The sequence below is a fragment of the Rhizobium sp. SJZ105 genome (genome assembly GCF_007828365.1).
Taxonomy (GTDB): Bacteria; Pseudomonadota; Alphaproteobacteria; order Rhizobiales; family Rhizobiaceae; genus Agrobacterium; species Agrobacterium tumefaciens.
In genome coordinates, this window is sequence record NZ_VIUP01000001.1 from 514,765 (window position 1) to 532,349 (window position 17,585).

Genomic DNA, 17,585 nt, shown 5'->3' on the forward strand with positions numbered 1-17,585 from the left:
AGGATGACGCGTGAGAGAAATTGGCCGCCCCGCCCACTTACTCCGCAGCGGCCAGAAGCTTCTTCTCGCGGGCTGCGCGCAGGCGTGCAAAATCGTCGCCCGCATGGTGAGAAGAACGCGTCAGCGGGCTGGAGGAGACCATCAGGAAGCCCTTGGTATAGGCGACCGTCTCATAGGACTTGAATTCCTCCGGCGTGACATACGCCTCAACCTTGTGGTGCTTGCGTGTCGGCTGCAGATACTGGCCAATCGTAAGGAAGTCTACGTCAGCACTGCGGAGATCGTCCATCAGCTGCAGCACTTCGTTGCGCTCTTCGCCAAGGCCGACCATGATGCCTGATTTGGTGAACATGGTGGGGTCCAGTTCCTTGACGCGCTGCAACAGGCGCACGGAATGGAAATAACGCGCACCGGGGCGAACCGTGAGGTAATTGCCGGGAACGGTTTCCATATTGTGGTTGAAGACATCGGGCTTCGCCGCGACGACACGCTCCAGCGCGCCGGGCTTTTTCAGGAAGTCCGGGGTCAGAATTTCGATGGTGGTGTTGGGAGACGCAGCGCGGATCGCCCAGATCACCTTTTCGAAGTGCTCCGCGCCGCCATCGGCAAGATCGTCGCGGTCGACCGAGGTAATGACGACGTGGCTGAGGCCCATCTGCTTGACGGCCTTGGCGACGTTTTCCGGCTCGTCCATGTCAAGCGCATTGGGCTTGCCGGTCGCGACGTTGCAGAAGGCGCAGGCGCGGGTGCAGATCTCACCCATGATCATGAAGGTCGCGTGTTTCTTGTCCCAGCATTCGCCGATATTTGGACAGCCGGCTTCCTCGCACACCGTCACCAGCTTGTGACTGCGCACCAGTTCGCGCGTCTCGTGGTAGCCCTTGGATGTCGGCGCCTTGACGCGGATCCATTCCGGCTTGCGCATGACCTCGGTATCAGGCCGATGGGCCTTCTCCGGGTGGCGGATACGCTTTTCTTCGGACGAAGTCCTGTCGAGAATAGTGACCATAAGAAACCTGTTTCTATCGCTTGCCGCGATCATCACATTTATTGACGCGATGCTTTAGAACAATTCCAGAAAAAGCGTAAGCCCCTTCCGGGCACGAAGCCTAGTCAGCGCCGTACCAGCTTAGCCATGAACAACAACAGGCTGGCGCCGATGAAGGACGTTACGAAATAACCGAGCCTGCTGTCCTGCACGAAAACGTCGAAGGTTCTCAGCACCGCAACGGCAACCACCGAACCGACGATGCCGAGAACGATATTCATGAAGATGCCGAAACGCATATCCATGAGTTTGCCGGCGAGCCAGCCGGCAAGACCGCCGATGATGATTGCCGCAATCCAGCCGATATTTTCCATTCCCGCGCTCCCTTATAGAACCAGCGTTGAGACATATGGGACACCCGGCACGGTTAGACAATGCCGGGCATCACGGGGCACTCATGCGTTCAGCACACGTCCGTAGGCGTCGAGCACGCTTTCCTTCATCGACTCGGAAATGGTCGGATGCGGGAAGATCGTGTGCATCAGTTCTTCTTCGGTGGTTTCGAGGTTCATGGCGACCACAAAGCCCTGAATGAGTTCGGTGACTTCCGCACCAACCATGTGCGCGCCGATCAATTCGCCTGTCTTCTTGTCGAAGATGGTCTTGACCATGCCCTGATCTTCACCAAGCGCCACGGCCTTGCCGTTGGCCGCAAAGGAGAAGCGGCCGACGCGAATATCGCGGCCCAGTTCCTTCGCCTTGGCTTCGGTGAGACCAACAGAGGCGACCTGTGGGTTGCAATAGGTGCAGCCGGGGATCTTGAGCTTGTCCATCGGGTGAACATTCGGCAGACCGGCGATCTTTTCAACGCAGATCACGGCCTCATGCTCGGCCTTGTGGGCGAGCAGCGGCGGGCCGGCGACATCGCCGATGGCGTAGACGCCAGGCACGTTGGTCTTGCCGTAACCGTCGATGACGATGAAGCCGCGATCGGTCTTCACGCCGACGGCCTCAAGGCCGATACCTTCGATGTTGGCGACGACGCCGACAGCCGAAATCATCCGGTCAGCGGTGATCTTCTCGGACGAACCGTCCTTCTTCTCGAGCGTCGCAGTAACCGAATTAGCAGCCTTCTCGACCTTGGCAACCTTGGTTTCCAGATGGAACTTGATGCCCTGCTTCTCCAGCTGCTTCTTGGCGAAGGCAGAGATCTCCGCATCTTCGACCGGCATCACCTGGCTCATGATTTCAACGACGGTAACGTCGACACCCATGGTGCGGTAGAAGCTGGCGAATTCGATGCCGATGGCGCCGGAACCCATGACGAGCAGCGACTTCGGCAGTTCTTCCGGCTTCATTGCCTCGAAATAGGTCCAGATCAGCTTGCCATCCGGTTCGATGCCTGGAAGCGCGCGCGGGCGGGCGCCTGTGGCGACGATGATGTGCTTGGCGGTATAGGTGCCCTCGCCCAACGTGTTCTTCGGAACCGGGCCCATCGGTTCGACGGGCTTCTTCTGGGTCTTGGAAACTACGATTTCACCGGGCTTGGTGATCTTGGCCTCGCCCCAGATGATATCGACCTTGTTCTTCTTGAACAGGAAGCCGACGCCGTTGTTCATGCGGTGCGCGATGCCGCGCGAACGATCAACGATCGCCTTGACATCAGGCTTGATCGAGCCTTCGAGCGTCAGGCCGTAATCCTTGGCGTGCTGAGCCGTATGCAAGACATCGGCAGTACGCAGCAGCGCCTTTGTGGGAATGCAGCCCCAGTTGGAGCAGATGCCTGCAAGGTGCTCGCGCTCGACCACGGCAACCTTCATGCCGAGCTGGGCTGCGCGAATCGCGGCAATATAACCGCCCGGTCCCGAACCGATGATGATGACGTCATAAGATTGAGCCATAGGTATCCTGCCTTGTCCTATCGGGTCACGGCATGCCGTTCCGAAACGAGAATTGTTGTCAAAGTCCGAGCATCATGCGAACAACGGGCTCCAGCCCGCGCCCGATGGCCCGCGTGTTTTCAGCATCGAGATGAACGCCGTCCACGGGCGTCGTGCGGGCAACTGACCCCGCATCGAAAAATCCGCAATCGAGATCGTCGGCCAAATCCCGGTAGACCGGGGCGAGCATCGCCGATTCATCGATCGCATCGCGAAAGATAGCGCCCATCACGGGGTTGGCCGTTTCGCACAGTTGCGGCGGCGCGACGATCAGAACATCCGGCGCTTCCCAGTCCGACACCTGCCAGACATGGTTGCGCACCAGTTTGACCAGCCGCTCCACACCCTTCATCGCGACGATGGCCGAGCCATGAATCGACGGTTTCAAGTCGTTGGTGCCGAGCATGATGATGACCAGATCAAGCGGCGCGTGGCTGTGCAAAAGCGTCGGCAAGAGCCTTGCGCCGTTGCGATCGCAATCAGCGGTATGATCATCATAGGCGGTTGTTCGTCCACCCAGCCCTTCGTGGATCACCTTCACATCAGGCCCGAGCGCCTTTTGCAAGACGCTCGGCCAAAGATCGTCATGGCTGTGCCGGCCACCCGTTTCCGCATCTGATCCCCATGTCAGGGAATCGCCAAAGCAGAGGACCGACTTCACCATCTCACTCTCCGATCAAACCAGCATGCCCATCGGGTTTTCGATGTAGCGCTTGAAGGCACCGATCAGCTCGGCTCCGAGCGCGCCATCGACGCAACGGTGGTCGGTAGAGAGCGTAACCGTCATGACATTGGCGATCTTGATCTCGCCGTTCTTCACGACAGCACGCTGTTCGCCCGCGCCGACTGCCAGAATGGTGGCGTGCGGCGGGTTGATGACGGCGGAGAAGCTCTTGACGCCCATCATGCCCATGTTGGACACGGCCGTCGTGCCGCCCTGATACTCCTCGGGCTTCAGCTTGCGCTCCTTGGCGCGCTTGCCGTAGTCCTTCATCTCGTTGGAGATGGTGGAGAGCGACTTCTCTTCCGCCTTGCGGATGATCGGCGTGATCAGGCCACCCGGAATGGAAACGGCAACGCCGACATCCGAATGCTTGTGCTTGACCATGTTGCTTTCCGTCCAGGAGACGTTGGCATCAGGCACATCGCGCAGCGCGAGAGCCAGCGCCTTGATGACCATGTCGTTGACCGAAAGCTTGTAGGCGGGCTTGCCGTCCTTTTCGGGAGCGGCGGCGTTGAGCTGGGCGCGCAGCGCCAGAAGCGTATCCAGTTCGCAATCCACCGAAACGTAGAAATGCGGAACGGTCTGCTTGGATTCGACCAGACGCTTGGCGATGACCTTGCGCATGCCGTCATGCGGCACCAGTTCGTAAGAACCCGGTTCGAACAGCTTGAGAACAGCTTCTTCGGACGGGCCCTTGGCAAGTGCGGCAGCCGGTGCGCCTGCCGATGCTGCGGCGGCAGGAGCTGCCTTCGCACCACCAGAAGCGGCGGCCTTTTCTACGTCTGTCTTGACGATACGGCCATGCGGGCCTGAACCGGACACGGCCGTGAGGTCGAGACCGGCTTCCTTGGCGAGACGACGCGCAAGCGGCGAAGCGAAGATGCGCTCGCCGGACTTTGCAACCGGGGCCGGAGTCGAAGGTGCGGAGGCCTGGTCGGCAGCTGGCTTTTCAGCCTTGGCCGGGACAGCTTCTTCCTTTGGCGCTTCGGCCTTTGCAGCTTCCTGCTTCGGAGCCTCGGCTTTGGCCTGGGACGCGGCAGGAGCAGCATTGCCACCCTTTGCTGCCTCAGCCACATCCTCGCCATCGGCGGCGAGGATAGCGATCAGGGCGTTGACCTTGACCGCTTCCGTGCCTGCGGGAACCACGAGCTTGGCGACCGTGCCCTCATCGACGGCTTCCACTTCCATGGTTGCCTTGTCGGTCTCGATCTCGGCGATCACGTCACCGGGTGCGACCTTGTCGCCTTCCTTGACCAGCCACTTGGCCAGATTACCCTCTTCCATCGTCGGAGAAAGGGCAGGCATGGTGATGTTTATCGGCATCGAAACGCCTCCCCTTACTTGTAGCAGACGGTTTTGACAGCCTGAACGACTTCATCGACGTTCGGCAAAGCCAGCTTTTCGAGGTTTGCCGCGTAAGGCATCGGAACGTCTTTGCCGGCAATCGTCAGGATCGGCGCATCGAGATAGTCGAAAGCGGCACGCATGACCTGGTTGGCGATGAAGTCACCAACCGATGACTGCGGGAAGCCTTCCTCGACGGTGACCAGACGACCGGTCTTCTTGACCGATTCGATGACGGTAGGCAGATCCATCGGACGGATGGTGCGAAGGTCGATCAGTTCGACGTCGATGCCGAGCTTTTCGAGTTCCGCCACCGCCTTGATTGCGTAGGTCATGCCGATGCCGAAGGAAACGATCGTCGCATCCTTGCCCTTGCGGTGAATGCGCGCCTTGCCGATCGGCAGCACGAAATCGTCGAGCTTCGGCACTTCGAAGCTCTGGCCGTAGAGAATTTCGTTCTCAAGGAAGATGACCGGGTTCGGGTCACGGATGGCTGCCTTCAGGAGACCCTTGGCGTCCGCTGCCGTGTAGGGCATGACGACCTTGAGGCCCGGAATATGGCTGTACCATGCGGCGTAACATTGCGAATGCTGAGCGCCAACGCGGGCAGCAGCACCCGAGGGGCCACGGAACACCATCGGCGCACCCATCTGGCCGCCCGACATGTAAAGCGTCTTCGCAGCCGAGTTGACGATCTGGTCGATCGCCTGCATGGCGAAGTTGAAGGTCATGAATTCGACGATGGGCCGCAGGCCCGTCATTGCCGCACCGACGCCGATACCGGCAAAACCGTGCTCGGTGATCGGGGTGTCGATAACGCGGCGTTCGCCGAATTCCTGCAACAGGCCTTGGGTAATCTTGTAAGCGCCCTGATATTCGGCGACTTCCTCACCCATGACGAAGACTTTTTCGTCGGCGCGCATTTCTTCGGCCATGGCGTCGCGCAGCGCTTCACGCACCGTCGTCATCACCATTTCGGTGCCTTCAGGAATATCTGGATCGGCAGCGACTTCGATCTTAGGTGCTGCCGGAACCTTTGCGGCTTCCTTGGCAGCGCTCGGCTCCTCGGATGCTTCGCGGGTCTTGCCGCCTGCGGCATCCGAATCGGAATTTGCAGCTTCAGCCTTCGGCTCTTCCTTCTTGGCAGAAGAAGAAATGTCGGCAGCGCTTTCGCCTTCCTGGATGAGAACGGCGATCGGCGTGTTGACCTTGACGCCTTCGGTGCCGGCGTCGATCAGCAGCTTGCCGATAACACCTTCATCCACAGCTTCCACTTCCATGGTCGCCTTGTCGGTCTCGATCTCGGCAATCACGTCACCGGAAGTGACCTTGTCGCCTTCCTTTTTAAGCCATTTGGAAAGCGTGCCTTCCTCCATGGTCGGGGAAAGGGCGGGCATAAGAATTTCTACTGGCATGGGTTTCCCTTTCCCGATCAGAGCAGAATGTCGGTGTAGAGCTCGGATACATCCGGCTCTGGGTCGTTCTGGGCGAAGTCTGCGCTATCGGCGACGATATCACGGACATCCTTGTCGATGGCCTTCAACTCGTCTTCGCTTGCCCAGCCCTGCTCCAGAAGCCGTGCCTTGACCTGCTCGATCGGGTCATGTTCGGAGCGCATCTTCTGCACTTCGTCTTTCGAACGGTATTTCGCCGGGTCGGACATGGAGTGACCACGGTAACGGTAGGTCAGCATTTCCAGAATGATCGGACCCTTGCCGGAGCGGCAATGTTCCAGCGCCTGATCGGCGGCGGCCTTTACGGCGCGCACATCCATGCCATCCACCTGGATGCCGGGAATGCCGAAGGACTGGCCGCGCAGCGAATAGTTCGACTGTGCGGTGGCCCGGGCGGTCGAGGTGCCCATGGCGTAACGGTTGTTTTCAACGATATAGATGATCGGCAGTTTCCAGAGAGCGGCCATGTTGAAGCTCTCGTAGACCTGACCCTGGTTGGCGGCGCCGTCACCGAAATATGTCACGGAGACATTGTCGTTGCCGCGATATTTATTGGCGAAGGCAAGACCGGTTCCGAGCGAAACCTGCGCACCGACGATGCCGTGGCCGCCGTAGAAATGCTTCTCCTTGGAGAACATGTGCATCGAGCCGCCCTTGCCTTTCGACAGGCCGCCCTTGCGGCCGGTCAACTCAGCCATGACGCCACGCGCGCTCATGCCCAGAGCCAACATATGGCCGTGGTCACGGTAAGCGGTGATGACCTGATCGCCTTCCTTCTGAGACATCTGCATGCCGACAACAACGGCTTCCTGACCGATGTAGAGGTGACAGAAACCACCGATGAAGCCCATGCCGTAAAGCTGGCCGGCCTTTTCCTCGAAGCGACGGATGAGAAGCATCTCACGATAGGCGTGAAGCTCTTCTTCCTTCGAAAAGTCCGGGCTGTTCTTACCGGTGAATTCGCCTGCAGCCTTTGCCGTTGTCTTTCGGCCGGATACGGACGCGGTTTTTCGCGGCGCCATTCATCCCTCCCTGAGTTGTCGTTTGAATGGATAGATTGGCGCGTACCATATGCAAGAAAATGCCACGCAGCAATGCTTTAAACGCATGGCACATATTCATGCTAAAGTGCTGTGAATAAATCACAAATCATTAATTAACTTGATTTCGGTTAATTAGAAGTAGGTATTCATGATGACAATTTCGTCCGTACGGGACATATTCAACTGATAACGGGAAATCTCGTCAATCATGTCACGTTCGAGAGAACCGTCGCTCAATAATTCGACCTGCCGCTCCAGCGCAACGCGCGCCTGCGTCAGCTTGGCAAGCTCTGCCGTTCTGGCAATACGCTGCCGCTCCAGCCGCTCCGTCGCCTGAAGGCCGAAGTCGCCGTGGATGGAATGATACCCGAAATAGGAAAGAAAAGCGATCGTAATGGCCGGAACGATCAAACGGCCGAATCGTCTCTTTTTATGATGTCTGGTCCACATGCCGGAGAGAAGCCTTAAAACGCATAATGTGAGTCTCGAGACTAATGCGGATTGTTTAACTATCCGTTGACCTTAAATTCCGCGCGACTGATAGACGCAAAAAAGCCCGCCAGAGGCGGGCTAATAATGACGACGATATCAGAGAGAGTTCGTTATGCCGAGCGTGATCCGGCATCAAGCCACAGCGCGTCTTCGCCGTGAAAAGAGTCCTTTCAACCCAGGGACCTGGGCTGACTGAACCCCGGATCAACTCGGGAGTGAGCAGTGCGGATAAACCGCCCATCCCTGAGACTGGCCCGCCAGGCGGCGGGCCATATCGCGAAACCCGAACGCGGATTATCCGCGCAGGATCGAACGGCCGGCGTAAGCAGCCTGCGGGCCCAGCATTTCTTCAATGCGGATAAGCTGGTTGTACTTTGCGAGCCGGTCGGAACGGGCAAGCGAGCCGGTCTTGATCTGACCGCAGTTGGTTGCGACCGCGAGATCGGCGATGGTGGAATCTTCCGTTTCGCCCGAACGGTGCGACATGACGGCGGTGTAACCTGCCTTGTGCGCCGTTTCGACTGCGTCCAGCGTCTCGGAAAGCGAACCGATCTGGTTGACCTTGACGAGGATGGAGTTGGCGACACCCATCTTGATACCGTCGCGAAGGCGGGCGGAGTTGGTGACGAAAAGATCGTCGCCCACCAGCTGGCACTTGTTGCCAATGAGATCGGTCAGCGCCTTCCAGCCATCCCAGTCGTCTTCAGCCATGCCGTCTTCAACGGAGATGATTGGATATTTCGCGACGAGTTCGGCCAGGTATTCGGCCTGCTCGATCGGCGAACGGGTCTTGCCTTCGCCTTCATAAACGTAATTGCCGTTCTTGAAGAATTCGGTCGCCGCACAGTCGAGACCGATGAACATGTCGTCGCCTGGACGGTAGCCAGCCTTTTCGATCGACTTCATGATGAAATCGAGTGCTGCCGGCGCGCTTTCGAGACCCGGTGCAAAACCGCCCTCATCGCCGACATTGGTGTTGTGGCCCTGTGCGGACAGTTCTTTTTTCAGCGTATGGAAGACTTCGGAGCCCATGCGCACGGCTTCGCGAATGTTTTCTGCACCGACCGGCAGGATCATGAATTCCTGGAAGTCGATGGGGTTATCGGCATGCGCGCCGCCGTTGATGATGTTCATCATCGGAACCGGCAGCAGATGCGCGTTCGGGCCGCCGACATAACGGTAAAGCGGCAGGCCGGAGGCTTCAGCGGCAGCCTTCGCAACGGCGAGCGACACGCCGAGGATGGCGTTGGCGCCGATGCGCGACTTGTTCGGCGTGCCGTCGAGCGCGATCATCATCTGATCGATCTGGATCTGGTTTTCAGCGTCGAAACCGCCAATCGCGTCGAAGATTTCTGTATTGACGGCTTCGACCGCCTTTTCCACGCCCTTGCCGAGATAACGCTTGCCGCCATCGCGCAGCTCAACCGCCTCATGCGCGCCGGTGGAGGCGCCGGAGGGAACGGCGGCACGGCCCATGGAGCCGTCTTCGAGATAAACGTCGACTTCAACGGTCGGATTGCCGCGGCTGTCGAGAATTTCGCGCGCGATGATATCGGTAATGGCAGTCATGGTCTCTCCCTTGGGAATGGAACAGATATTTTCCGTCGCCTGTCTTAGACGATGGCGAAGAAATTACAATGACGGTGGGCAGCGGAAACGGCCCGCCCGCCATTAAAATCGATTGGCACAAAAGTGCCCGCCGTCACGGTCAGCCGATCAGGCTTTCGTAATCGCGTCGAAAGCCAGAAGCTTTTCGAGCAGTTTCGGCATGTCCTTCAGGTGGACCATGTTAGGGCCGTCTGACGGCGCATTGTCCGGATCCTCATGGGTCTCGATGAAGAGGCCGGCCACGCCAACCGCAACGGCCGCACGCGCCAACGTCTCGACGAATTCGCGCTGGCCACCTGTGGAGCCGCCCTGCCCGCCCGGCTGCTGCACCGAATGGGTGGCATCGAAAACGACAGGTGCGCCGAGCGCTGCCATGATCGGCAACGAGCGCATGTCGGAAACCAGCGTGTTGTAACCGAAGGACGCGCCGCGCTCGCACAACATCACATTCGGATTGCCGCTCTCATTGAGCTTGGCAAGCACGTTCTTCATGTCCCAGGGCGCCAGAAACTGGCCTTTCTTGACGTTGATGACGCGGCCGGTCTTGGCGGCAGCAACGAGAAGATCGGTCTGGCGGCTGAGGAACGCCGGAATCTGCAGAACGTCCACCACCTCGGAAACGACGGCGCATTGCTCTTCCGTGTGGATGTCGGTCAGAACAGGAAAACCGAATTCCTTCTTGAGATCGGCAAAAACCTGCATCGCGTTATCCAGGCCGATGCCGCGTTTTCCGGAAAGCGAAGTGCGGTTCGCCTTGTCGAAAGAGGACTTGTAGACAAGCCCTATTCCCAGCTTGTCGCAAAGCTCCTTCAGGACGCCAGCGATCATGAAGGCATGTTCGCGGCTTTCCATCTGGCACGGACCGGCAATCAGCGAAAACCGCTCGGTATTCGAGAAGGAAACCTTGCTGGCGCCGTCGCCGGCAGTGACTTTAAGATTGTTCGTAACGCTCATCATTTTTCCTCGAAGGCGAAGGCAACGCCCTGACCGGGTGCCGCGGGCACCACCAGACGGCCGTCCGCTTTTGCGCAGGACACGCCATTAGCAGCAAGCACCGCCTCTGTCACGGCAAGATCGTGTGAAGAAAAGACGATGCCCGCGCCGCGCAATCCGCCTTCGTTGCCATCCTGAGCATTCAGGGTCTGCCCGCCGAAAGGCGGTTTTCCGGTCAATCTGATGCTGGCATTGCCGGTCGCGAAAACCATATCACCGCCCGGAGACCATTTGCCTTCACAGCCAAACACCGTCTCGATCAGGCCCGCCACCTTCGCATCGCCGCCGGTAAACAGGACGATTTCACTGAGGCCGGTGACACCATTGGCGTGGCGCTCCAGCATGGTGCGATCGCCCGGAAGGGCTTGAAGCCGTTGACAACTGAACAAAAAGAAATCCGCGGCCGCCCCGCTTGCCGCAAAAGCCAGCCGGAACGCCGCCTCGCCTTGCGAGCCATCCGGCATCCGAACAGGCCGCGAAAACTCGAAAACATCGCCCGCCGAAAGGCCGGCTGCCCGAAACCGCTCATGGTCAACCAAGGCGTCTTCAGTCTTGGCAACAAGAGCCGAAAAACCCTCCTGCCCGTCCCGTTGCCGGAAGGCCACATCCCTGCCGGTGAATACATCACCCCTCTCTATTGAGGCATTATATTTAGCCGGATCAGCAATTGCGAGCGGCTCCAGATAGGTGCCATCGGCGAAAAATACGCAGGCATTTTGGGTGCCGAAAGGATGCAGAGCCTCCGGCGCAACCGTAAAGCCAAGACTGACGAGGCGCTTCACGGCGACGCCTATGACTTCCACGGGCAAAACGAGATGGTCGACGCTATAGGGTTTCGTCATGAAAATGTATCCTGCTGGCCTTCCGCTCGGAGCATGCCGGGACGGGTTTGACCGCACAAAAGCACAATTGCGTGCTATGAGGCAAATCATCACAGCAACGGATGGCACCTTCACGAAATTTTAGGGGATTGCAGAACACATATGGAACATATAGTGTTCGTTCTGTATTTGTTTCGCGACTTCCACTACGATTCTAAAGGGTGTTTTCCTCATGCTCACGCGCAAACAGCAGGAATTGCTTCTCTTCATTCATGAACGAATGAAAGAGTCCGGCGTGCCGCCCTCCTTCGATGAAATGAAGGACGCACTCGATCTTGCTTCGAAATCCGGCATCCACCGCCTGATAACCGCTCTCGAAGAGCGCGGGTTCATTCGTCGGCTACCGAATAGAGCTCGGGCGCTGGAAGTCATCAAGCTGCCCGAGGCTTATACGCCGGGTGCAAGGCCGCAGCGCGGCTTTTCGCCGAGCATTATCGAAGGCAGCCTTGGCAAGCCCAAGACGCCGGAACCGGCCCCTGCCCCCAAGACGCCGGCCAACGATCTGGGCGGGGCTGTCACCGTGCCGGTCATGGGCCGCATCGCTGCGGGCGTGCCGATTTCCGCCATCCAGAACAACACCCATGATGTGGCCGTGCCAGTAGACATGCTTGGCACGGGCGAACATTACGCTCTTGAGGTCAAGGGTGATTCGATGATCGAGGCCGGCATTTTCGACGGCGACACAGTCATCATCCGCAACGGCAACACCGCCAATCCCGGGGACATCGTTGTGGCTCTGGTGGATGACGAGGAAGCCACGCTGAAGCGCTTCCGCCGCAAGGGTGCCTCCATTGCGCTCGAGGCGGCAAACCCAGCCTATGAGACCCGTATTTTCGGGCCCGACCGGGTGAAAATTCAGGGCAAGCTGGTGGGGCTGATCCGCCGCTACCATTGATCTTATCGAACCGAACGTGCTCACTTTACATTAGGCGTCATCGTGAAGATGGCGCCTATATATGGTTTGGCTGTTTCCAAACGTGGCGTGCTTTAGCGGGTGCACGAGGATATGCGCCATTCAGCCTATGCGCGTTGCCCTTTCCAAACTAAGTTCCTGCTCCATAAAGATGCTTCGGTTTCGCTACAGGCGTGGTGGCGAATGGGCTGCTCGCTGTAATTGTCGAAGCGATCCCATCCGCTGTTTTTTAGCGACGTTGTTCTGTCGTGTTGCGCAGTCAGATTTTAGTAGTCACCAAAGGGTGACTTATCGCAAGCCGCGCTCTCAGTGACCCCACATCACCATTCATCAACGGCGTTTATGGGAGCCATGGATAATTTTCGATATTCCGTGAACGCTTGGCAGGTGTAGAAATACGCGTCATATCCGGGAGATACGCGATGTACGATCTTTATATAGCCAACAAGAACTATTCTTCATGGTCGCTGCGGCCGTGGGTATTGATGCGCACGCTCGGTATCGCCTTTGATGAAAAGCTCATTCCGTTCGGCGAAGGCGTCTCCTTCTCCTCCTTTTCGCCGACGGGCAAGGTGCCCTGCCTGGTCGACGAGGGTATGACGGTTTGGGAAACGCTTTCGATCGTCGAATATCTTGCCGAAAGACACCAGGGTGTCTGGGCAAGCGACAAGCATGCGAGGGCCTGGTCGCGTTCGGCCGCAAGTGAGATGCATGCCGGCTTTTCCTCGCTGCGCAATCTCTATCCCATGTCGGTGGGCATTCGGGTCAAACCCAGGGGCGGCGATGCCGGGCTTAAAGCCGATATAAAGCGGATCGATGCGTTGTGGAGCGAGGGTCTCACAAAATTCGGCGGGCCATATCTCGCCGGTCAAAAGTTCACGGCGGTCGATGCTTTCTTCTGCCCGGTTGCATTCCGTTTCCAGACCTATGGCAGCGCGGATCTTTCGCCAGCAGCGAAAGCCTATTGCGACCGGCTGCTCGCCCTGCCTGCCATGCAAGAATGGTACGAGGCCGGTTTGAAGGAGAGCTGGCGCGACGCTGGTCATGAAGAGGAAGTTGGCGAGATCGGCGAATTGACTGAAGATTTGCGCGCCAAGGCCCGATGATCCATGCTGGCGGCTGTCATTGCGACGCCGCCAGCAGCCGGATGATGGGCTGCGGCAGATCACGGTCGAAACGTCCGCTTTTCCAGTCGTAATAACGGTGCTGGCTCCAGGGCCTGTCCGTTCCGGCGATTGCGGCGCGCAGCCCGCTCGCCACACCCTCCTCCCTCTTGTTAGCAAAATCTATTTCCACAGAACCGAGACGCCGCAAGATGTCACGGCTGAGCAGGAGTGCACCCGAGCGGCACTGCGAAAAAGAGGTTCTGCGGGAAACAACGACGATATCGGCAATATCGCAGGCTTTTCCGGCGAAGCGGCCATCGTCCAGAACGACGATCCACTCTCCGCTTGCGGCGCTCGCTACGCACCATATGTCTTTCCTGCAGGTGAAGACGCCAACTTTGGCGTCTTTGAGCGCCGCCGTCATCTCGCGTACCACCACAGCCATGTCTTCGGGCGACAGTTTCGATCTCGAGTCAGAACCAGCAGTATTTGCCATGCTCTCACCATTTATAAAATCTGGCGGCACGGTTTTTTCCGGCAGCAGCAGCGCCCTTTGCCACTGGCCGTAAACGAAGCCCTGCGGACGGGCTTTTGTGGTTGAGACCTTGCCGTCCTCCACGAGTGCCACCAATTCGCCGTCCTCGTGAATCAATAGATCCGGTAGATCACGATAGGCCGTAACTGCCGACACGCCGAAGGCGAAGAGCAGAAACGGGATGCCAAGAAGCGCAAGCCGGCTGCGCAGCAATGTCAGCAGCAGGAAACCCACCGAAGCCAAACCGACAAACCAGCCATGCGGACGCCCAGTCGCTGCGCTGCCGCCCCAGGAGGCCACCTCGTTTGCAACCTCGATGACGAGTGCCATGCCATAACCCATGATCTTCAGGAACGGCGCGTCGAGCCCGAAGGGCATCAGCAGCATTGCGATAAGAGCGAATGGCATGACGATCAGCGACATGAGCGGCATCGCAGCCAGATTGGCGAACAGTCCATAGGTGGTGACACGGTGAAAATGTTCGGCTGAATAGATCGCCGTCGAAAGGCCCCCGATCAGCGACGTCGTGATAACGCCGCCAATGACCGCGCCCATCATTTCCGCCACCTTCAGCCATGCGGGCTTGCGCCCGATGAACAGCCGTTCGCGATCCGTACGCCAACGGCTCCAGAAGGCATAGGCGGACACAAGCGCTATAGTGGCGGCAAATGACATCTGAAAACTCGGACCCATGATTTCCGAGGGCGAGAAAGCCAGAATGATCAGGGCGGAAATGGCAACGTTTCTGAGGCTGAGTGATGGCTGATCGAAAAGGACCGCGATCAGCATCACAGACATCATCAGCCAGGCACGCTCGGCGGAAACGGCAAAACCGGAAATCAGATAATAGGCAAGCGTCATCAGCAGTGCCGCGAAAGCCGCGATCTTCTTGACCGGCCAGCGCTGCGCAAAGGCGGGAAACAAGCTGAAAGCCAGTCTCAGGCCAACAAAGAATATGCCGGAGGCCAGTGCCATGTTGAGCCCGGATATGGCAACGATATGGGCAAGGCCGGAGAGCCGCAACGCCTCCATCGTCTCCGCCGATATAGCCTGTCTCTCATCGGTGATGATGGAGGCGGCGAAGGCTCCGGCATCACCGCCGATGGTGGTGCGGATGCGTTCGGCAATTGCGCTGCGAAGGCCGTAAAGCCGCATATCGGCCCATTCCAACCAACCCTTGTCAGGCCTTGCGTCACCAACGGGTGATACAAGCGCATCCGGTGATTTATAAAAGAAACCGGTCGCGCCTATGCCTCTGAAATAGGACGTGAAGGCGAAGTCGTTCAGTCCCGGCAAGGCCGGGCCGGACGGCGGCGAGAGGCGGACCTTGCCGCGAAGGGTTGCTCCGAGTGCGATCGGCTCGCCTCCGCCACGCGAAAGCACCGATATCCTCTGCGGCGGACGCGACAATGTCGGGTCCGCTGTTGCGGTCAGATCGACGACATATCGCCAGTAGCCGCGTGCATCGACCTCCCGGCGCGCCACGGTGCCGGTGATGGTGGTGGTGACGGGGGTATCCAGCACCACGGTCCCTGCCCGTCGGGTTTCTAAATCGGCCAGAAGCATGCCGAGCAATAGAAAAGCGAAAGGGCCGCAAACCGCCGCCGCAATGCCAGCCTTGTATCTCACAAAGAGCGCCAGAACGGCGACAAAAAGAAATGTGGCAATCAAAATGACCGGGGAAGGCGTGGCATCTAGAGAAAACCAGAGTACCGCGCCGCAGCCGATGGAAACGGGAATGAAAAGAAAATCGTGGCCGAATGCGCGCTCCTCGGCCAGGCACATGGCGATTTTTTCGGCCACGGTAGTGTTGCGGTTAATCTCGGGAATAATGGCGGGAGTGTCATGTGTTGCCGCATCACTGCTTCGGCGGAGAGGAAACAGAATTTCCCGTGTGCCGGGCAAGTCTCCCTGCATCGTTTTAGCATATTCGAAATGCTGTTTTTCCCCTTGACCGAGCAATCCCCACCGCCCCTTGCCGCACCAAAAACAGGTTTGCAGACCAGCGCTCGGGATTGCAATCCTTTACTTTAACGATGCGTTGACCGAGATTGAATTGCTGCTGCCGGGAAAGCCTGAAGCAACGCGATTGCGTTTGCCGCAATGCACAATTTGACCTTTGGATAGCTTGGCATCCGCGCAAGGATCATATAGCTAATCGGTAGACGCTTAACCGCGGGGCGTATCTCAACGCCCCCACCCGCATGTTTTCGGAGGATCAGTATGACGGAAAAAAGCGCTACAGTGACACTTGGCGAAAAACAGGTCGAACTCCCGGTCAGGGAAGGCACGATTGGACCAAGCGTCGTCGATATCGCCACGCTGTACAAGCACACGGGCTCCTTCACCTACGACCCCGGCTTCACCTCGACAGCCTCCTGCGAATCCAAGATCACCTATATCGATGGTGACGAAGGCGTTCTTCTGCACCGCGGCTTCCCCATCGAGCAGCTTGCCGAACAGGGCGACTTCTTGGAAACCTGCTATCTGCTGCTTTACGGCGAATTGCCGACGGCTGCGCAGAAGAAGGACTTCGACACCCGCGTAACGCGCCACACCATGGTGCACGAGCAGATGAGCCGCTTCTTCACCGGCTACCGTCGCGACGCACATCCGATGGCTGTCATGTGCGGCACGGTCGGCGCTCTCTCGGCCTTCTATCACGACTCGACGGACATTACGGATCCGCACCAGCGCATGGTCGCTTCGCTGCGGATGATCGCGAAAATGCCGACGATCGCCGCCATGGCCTACAAGTACCATATCGGCCAGCCCTTCGTTTACCCGAAGAACGACCTCGATTACGCTTCCAACTTCCTGCACATGTGCTTTGCCGTGCCTTGCGAAGAGTACAAGGTCGATCCGGTTCTGGCCCGGGCCATGGACCGCATCTTCATCCTGCATGCGGATCACGAGCAGAATGCTTCCACCTCCACGGTGCGTCTTGCCGGTTCGTCGGGTGCAAACCCGTTCGCCTGTATTGCAGCGGGCATCGCCTGCCTCTGGGGTCCGGCACATGGCGGCGCCAACGAAGCGGCGCTCAACATGCTCAACGAAATCGGCACGGTTGACCGCATTCCGGAATATATTGCCCGCGCCAAGGACAAGAACGATCCGTTCCGCCTGATGGGCTTTGGCCACCGCGTGTACAAAAACTACGACCCGCGCGCCAAGATCATGCAGAAGACGATGTACGAAGTGCTGGAAGCCACCGGCAACTCCGACGATCCGATCATGCAGGTCGCGCTCGAACTCGAAAAGATCGCTCTTTCCGATCCTTATTTCGTCGAGAAGAAGCTGTACCCGAACGTCGACTTCTATTCGGGTATCACGCTGAAGGCGCTTGGCTTCCCCACGACCATGTTTACCGTGCTGTTCGCACTGGCCCGCACCGTCGGCTGGATCGCGCAGTGGAACGAAATGATCGAGGATCCGCAGCAGCGCATCGGCCGTCCGCGTCAGCTCTACACGGGCGCCGGCAAGCGGGACTACGTTCCGGTTTCCAAGCGTTAAGCCGGGAAACCAACCAACATAAAAAAGCCGGCGGGTTTTATCCGCCGGCTT

Annotated in this window: 15 protein-coding genes; 3 read left to right on the plus strand and 12 right to left on the minus strand. The window is 58.4% G+C overall.

Translation table 11 applies throughout. The annotated features are described in order from the left end of the window. Positions 1 to 37 precede the first annotated feature (37 nt). The 11 genes from lipA to FB593_RS02670 form a co-directional block, all read right to left on the minus strand. Positions 38 to 1,009, minus strand: coding sequence for a lipoyl synthase (gene lipA, locus FB593_RS02620; RefSeq protein WP_003512887.1), 972 nt, complete (start codon positions 1,007 to 1,009; stop codon positions 38 to 40). Between the two features lie 104 nt (positions 1,010 to 1,113). Next, a complete protein-coding gene (locus tag FB593_RS02625) occupies positions 1,114 to 1,362 on the minus strand; it encodes a GlsB/YeaQ/YmgE family stress response membrane protein (RefSeq protein ID WP_003512885.1) in 249 nt (82 codons plus the stop codon). Positions 1,363 to 1,443: 81 nt separating this feature from the next. Next, positions 1,444 to 2,889 (minus strand): dihydrolipoyl dehydrogenase, encoded by a 1,446-nt coding sequence (gene lpdA, locus FB593_RS02630; RefSeq protein WP_013636031.1) that lies wholly within the window; start codon positions 2,887 to 2,889, stop codon positions 1,444 to 1,446. 58 nt (positions 2,890 to 2,947) lie between these two features. Next, a complete protein-coding gene (locus FB593_RS02635; protein WP_013636030.1) occupies positions 2,948 to 3,592 on the minus strand; it encodes an SGNH/GDSL hydrolase family protein in 645 nt (214 codons plus the stop codon). A 12-nt stretch (positions 3,593 to 3,604) separates the two neighbouring features. Further along, a complete protein-coding gene (locus FB593_RS02640; protein ID WP_013636029.1) occupies positions 3,605 to 4,975 on the minus strand; it encodes a pyruvate dehydrogenase complex dihydrolipoamide acetyltransferase in 1,371 nt (456 codons plus the stop codon). A gap of 14 nt (positions 4,976 to 4,989) precedes the next feature. Further along, positions 4,990 to 6,411: a pyruvate dehydrogenase complex E1 component subunit beta gene (locus FB593_RS02645; RefSeq protein ID WP_003512876.1), complete on the minus strand. Its 1,422-nt coding sequence runs from the start codon at positions 6,409 to 6,411 to the stop codon at positions 4,990 to 4,992. 17 nt (positions 6,412 to 6,428) lie between these two features. Then, the gene (pdhA, locus tag FB593_RS02650; protein ID WP_003512874.1) at positions 6,429 to 7,472 is read right to left on the minus strand and encodes a pyruvate dehydrogenase (acetyl-transferring) E1 component subunit alpha; all 1,044 of its coding nucleotides are present in this window, start codon (positions 7,470 to 7,472) and stop codon (positions 6,429 to 6,431) included. A gap of 153 nt (positions 7,473 to 7,625) precedes the next feature. Next, entirely contained in the window at positions 7,626 to 7,943 is a 318-nt protein-coding gene (locus FB593_RS02655; protein ID WP_003512872.1) for an FtsB family cell division protein, read from the minus strand. 336 nt (positions 7,944 to 8,279) lie between these two features. Then, positions 8,280 to 9,554, minus strand: a complete 1,275-nt coding sequence (gene eno, locus FB593_RS02660) for a phosphopyruvate hydratase (RefSeq protein ID WP_003512870.1) — start codon at positions 9,552 to 9,554, stop codon at positions 8,280 to 8,282. 147 nt (positions 9,555 to 9,701) lie between these two features. Beyond that, positions 9,702 to 10,547, minus strand: a complete 846-nt coding sequence (kdsA, locus tag FB593_RS02665; RefSeq protein WP_113473216.1) for a 3-deoxy-8-phosphooctulonate synthase — start codon at positions 10,545 to 10,547, stop codon at positions 9,702 to 9,704. Next, complete coding sequence (locus FB593_RS02670; protein WP_112289924.1) at positions 10,547 to 11,428, minus strand: VOC family protein; 882 nt, start codon at positions 11,426 to 11,428, stop codon at positions 10,547 to 10,549. The genes kdsA and FB593_RS02670 overlap by 1 nt, the downstream gene beginning before the upstream one ends. Before the next feature lie 211 nt (positions 11,429 to 11,639). Here FB593_RS02670 and lexA point away from each other — a divergent pair, with 211 nt between their 5' ends. Both lexA and FB593_RS02680 read left to right on the plus strand, forming a co-directional pair. Next, entirely contained in the window at positions 11,640 to 12,362 is a 723-nt protein-coding gene (gene lexA / locus FB593_RS02675) for a transcriptional repressor LexA (RefSeq protein WP_065657947.1), read from the plus strand. A gap of 440 nt (positions 12,363 to 12,802) precedes the next feature. Further along, on the plus strand, positions 12,803 to 13,486 hold the full coding sequence (locus FB593_RS02680; protein WP_019565539.1) for a glutathione S-transferase family protein: 684 nt from the start codon (positions 12,803 to 12,805) through the stop codon (positions 13,484 to 13,486). Between the two features lie 16 nt (positions 13,487 to 13,502). On the opposite strand, the gene FB593_RS02685 is transcribed toward FB593_RS02680, so the two are convergent. After that, a complete protein-coding gene (locus FB593_RS02685) occupies positions 13,503 to 15,938 on the minus strand; it encodes a ComEC/Rec2 family competence protein (RefSeq protein WP_112289922.1) in 2,436 nt (811 codons plus the stop codon). Positions 15,939 to 16,244: 306 nt separating this feature from the next. Here FB593_RS02685 and gltA point away from each other — a divergent pair, with 306 nt between their 5' ends. Then, positions 16,245 to 17,534, plus strand: coding sequence for a citrate synthase (gene gltA / locus FB593_RS02690; RefSeq protein WP_003496202.1), 1,290 nt, complete (start codon positions 16,245 to 16,247; stop codon positions 17,532 to 17,534). Positions 17,535 to 17,585: the final 51 nt, after the last annotated feature.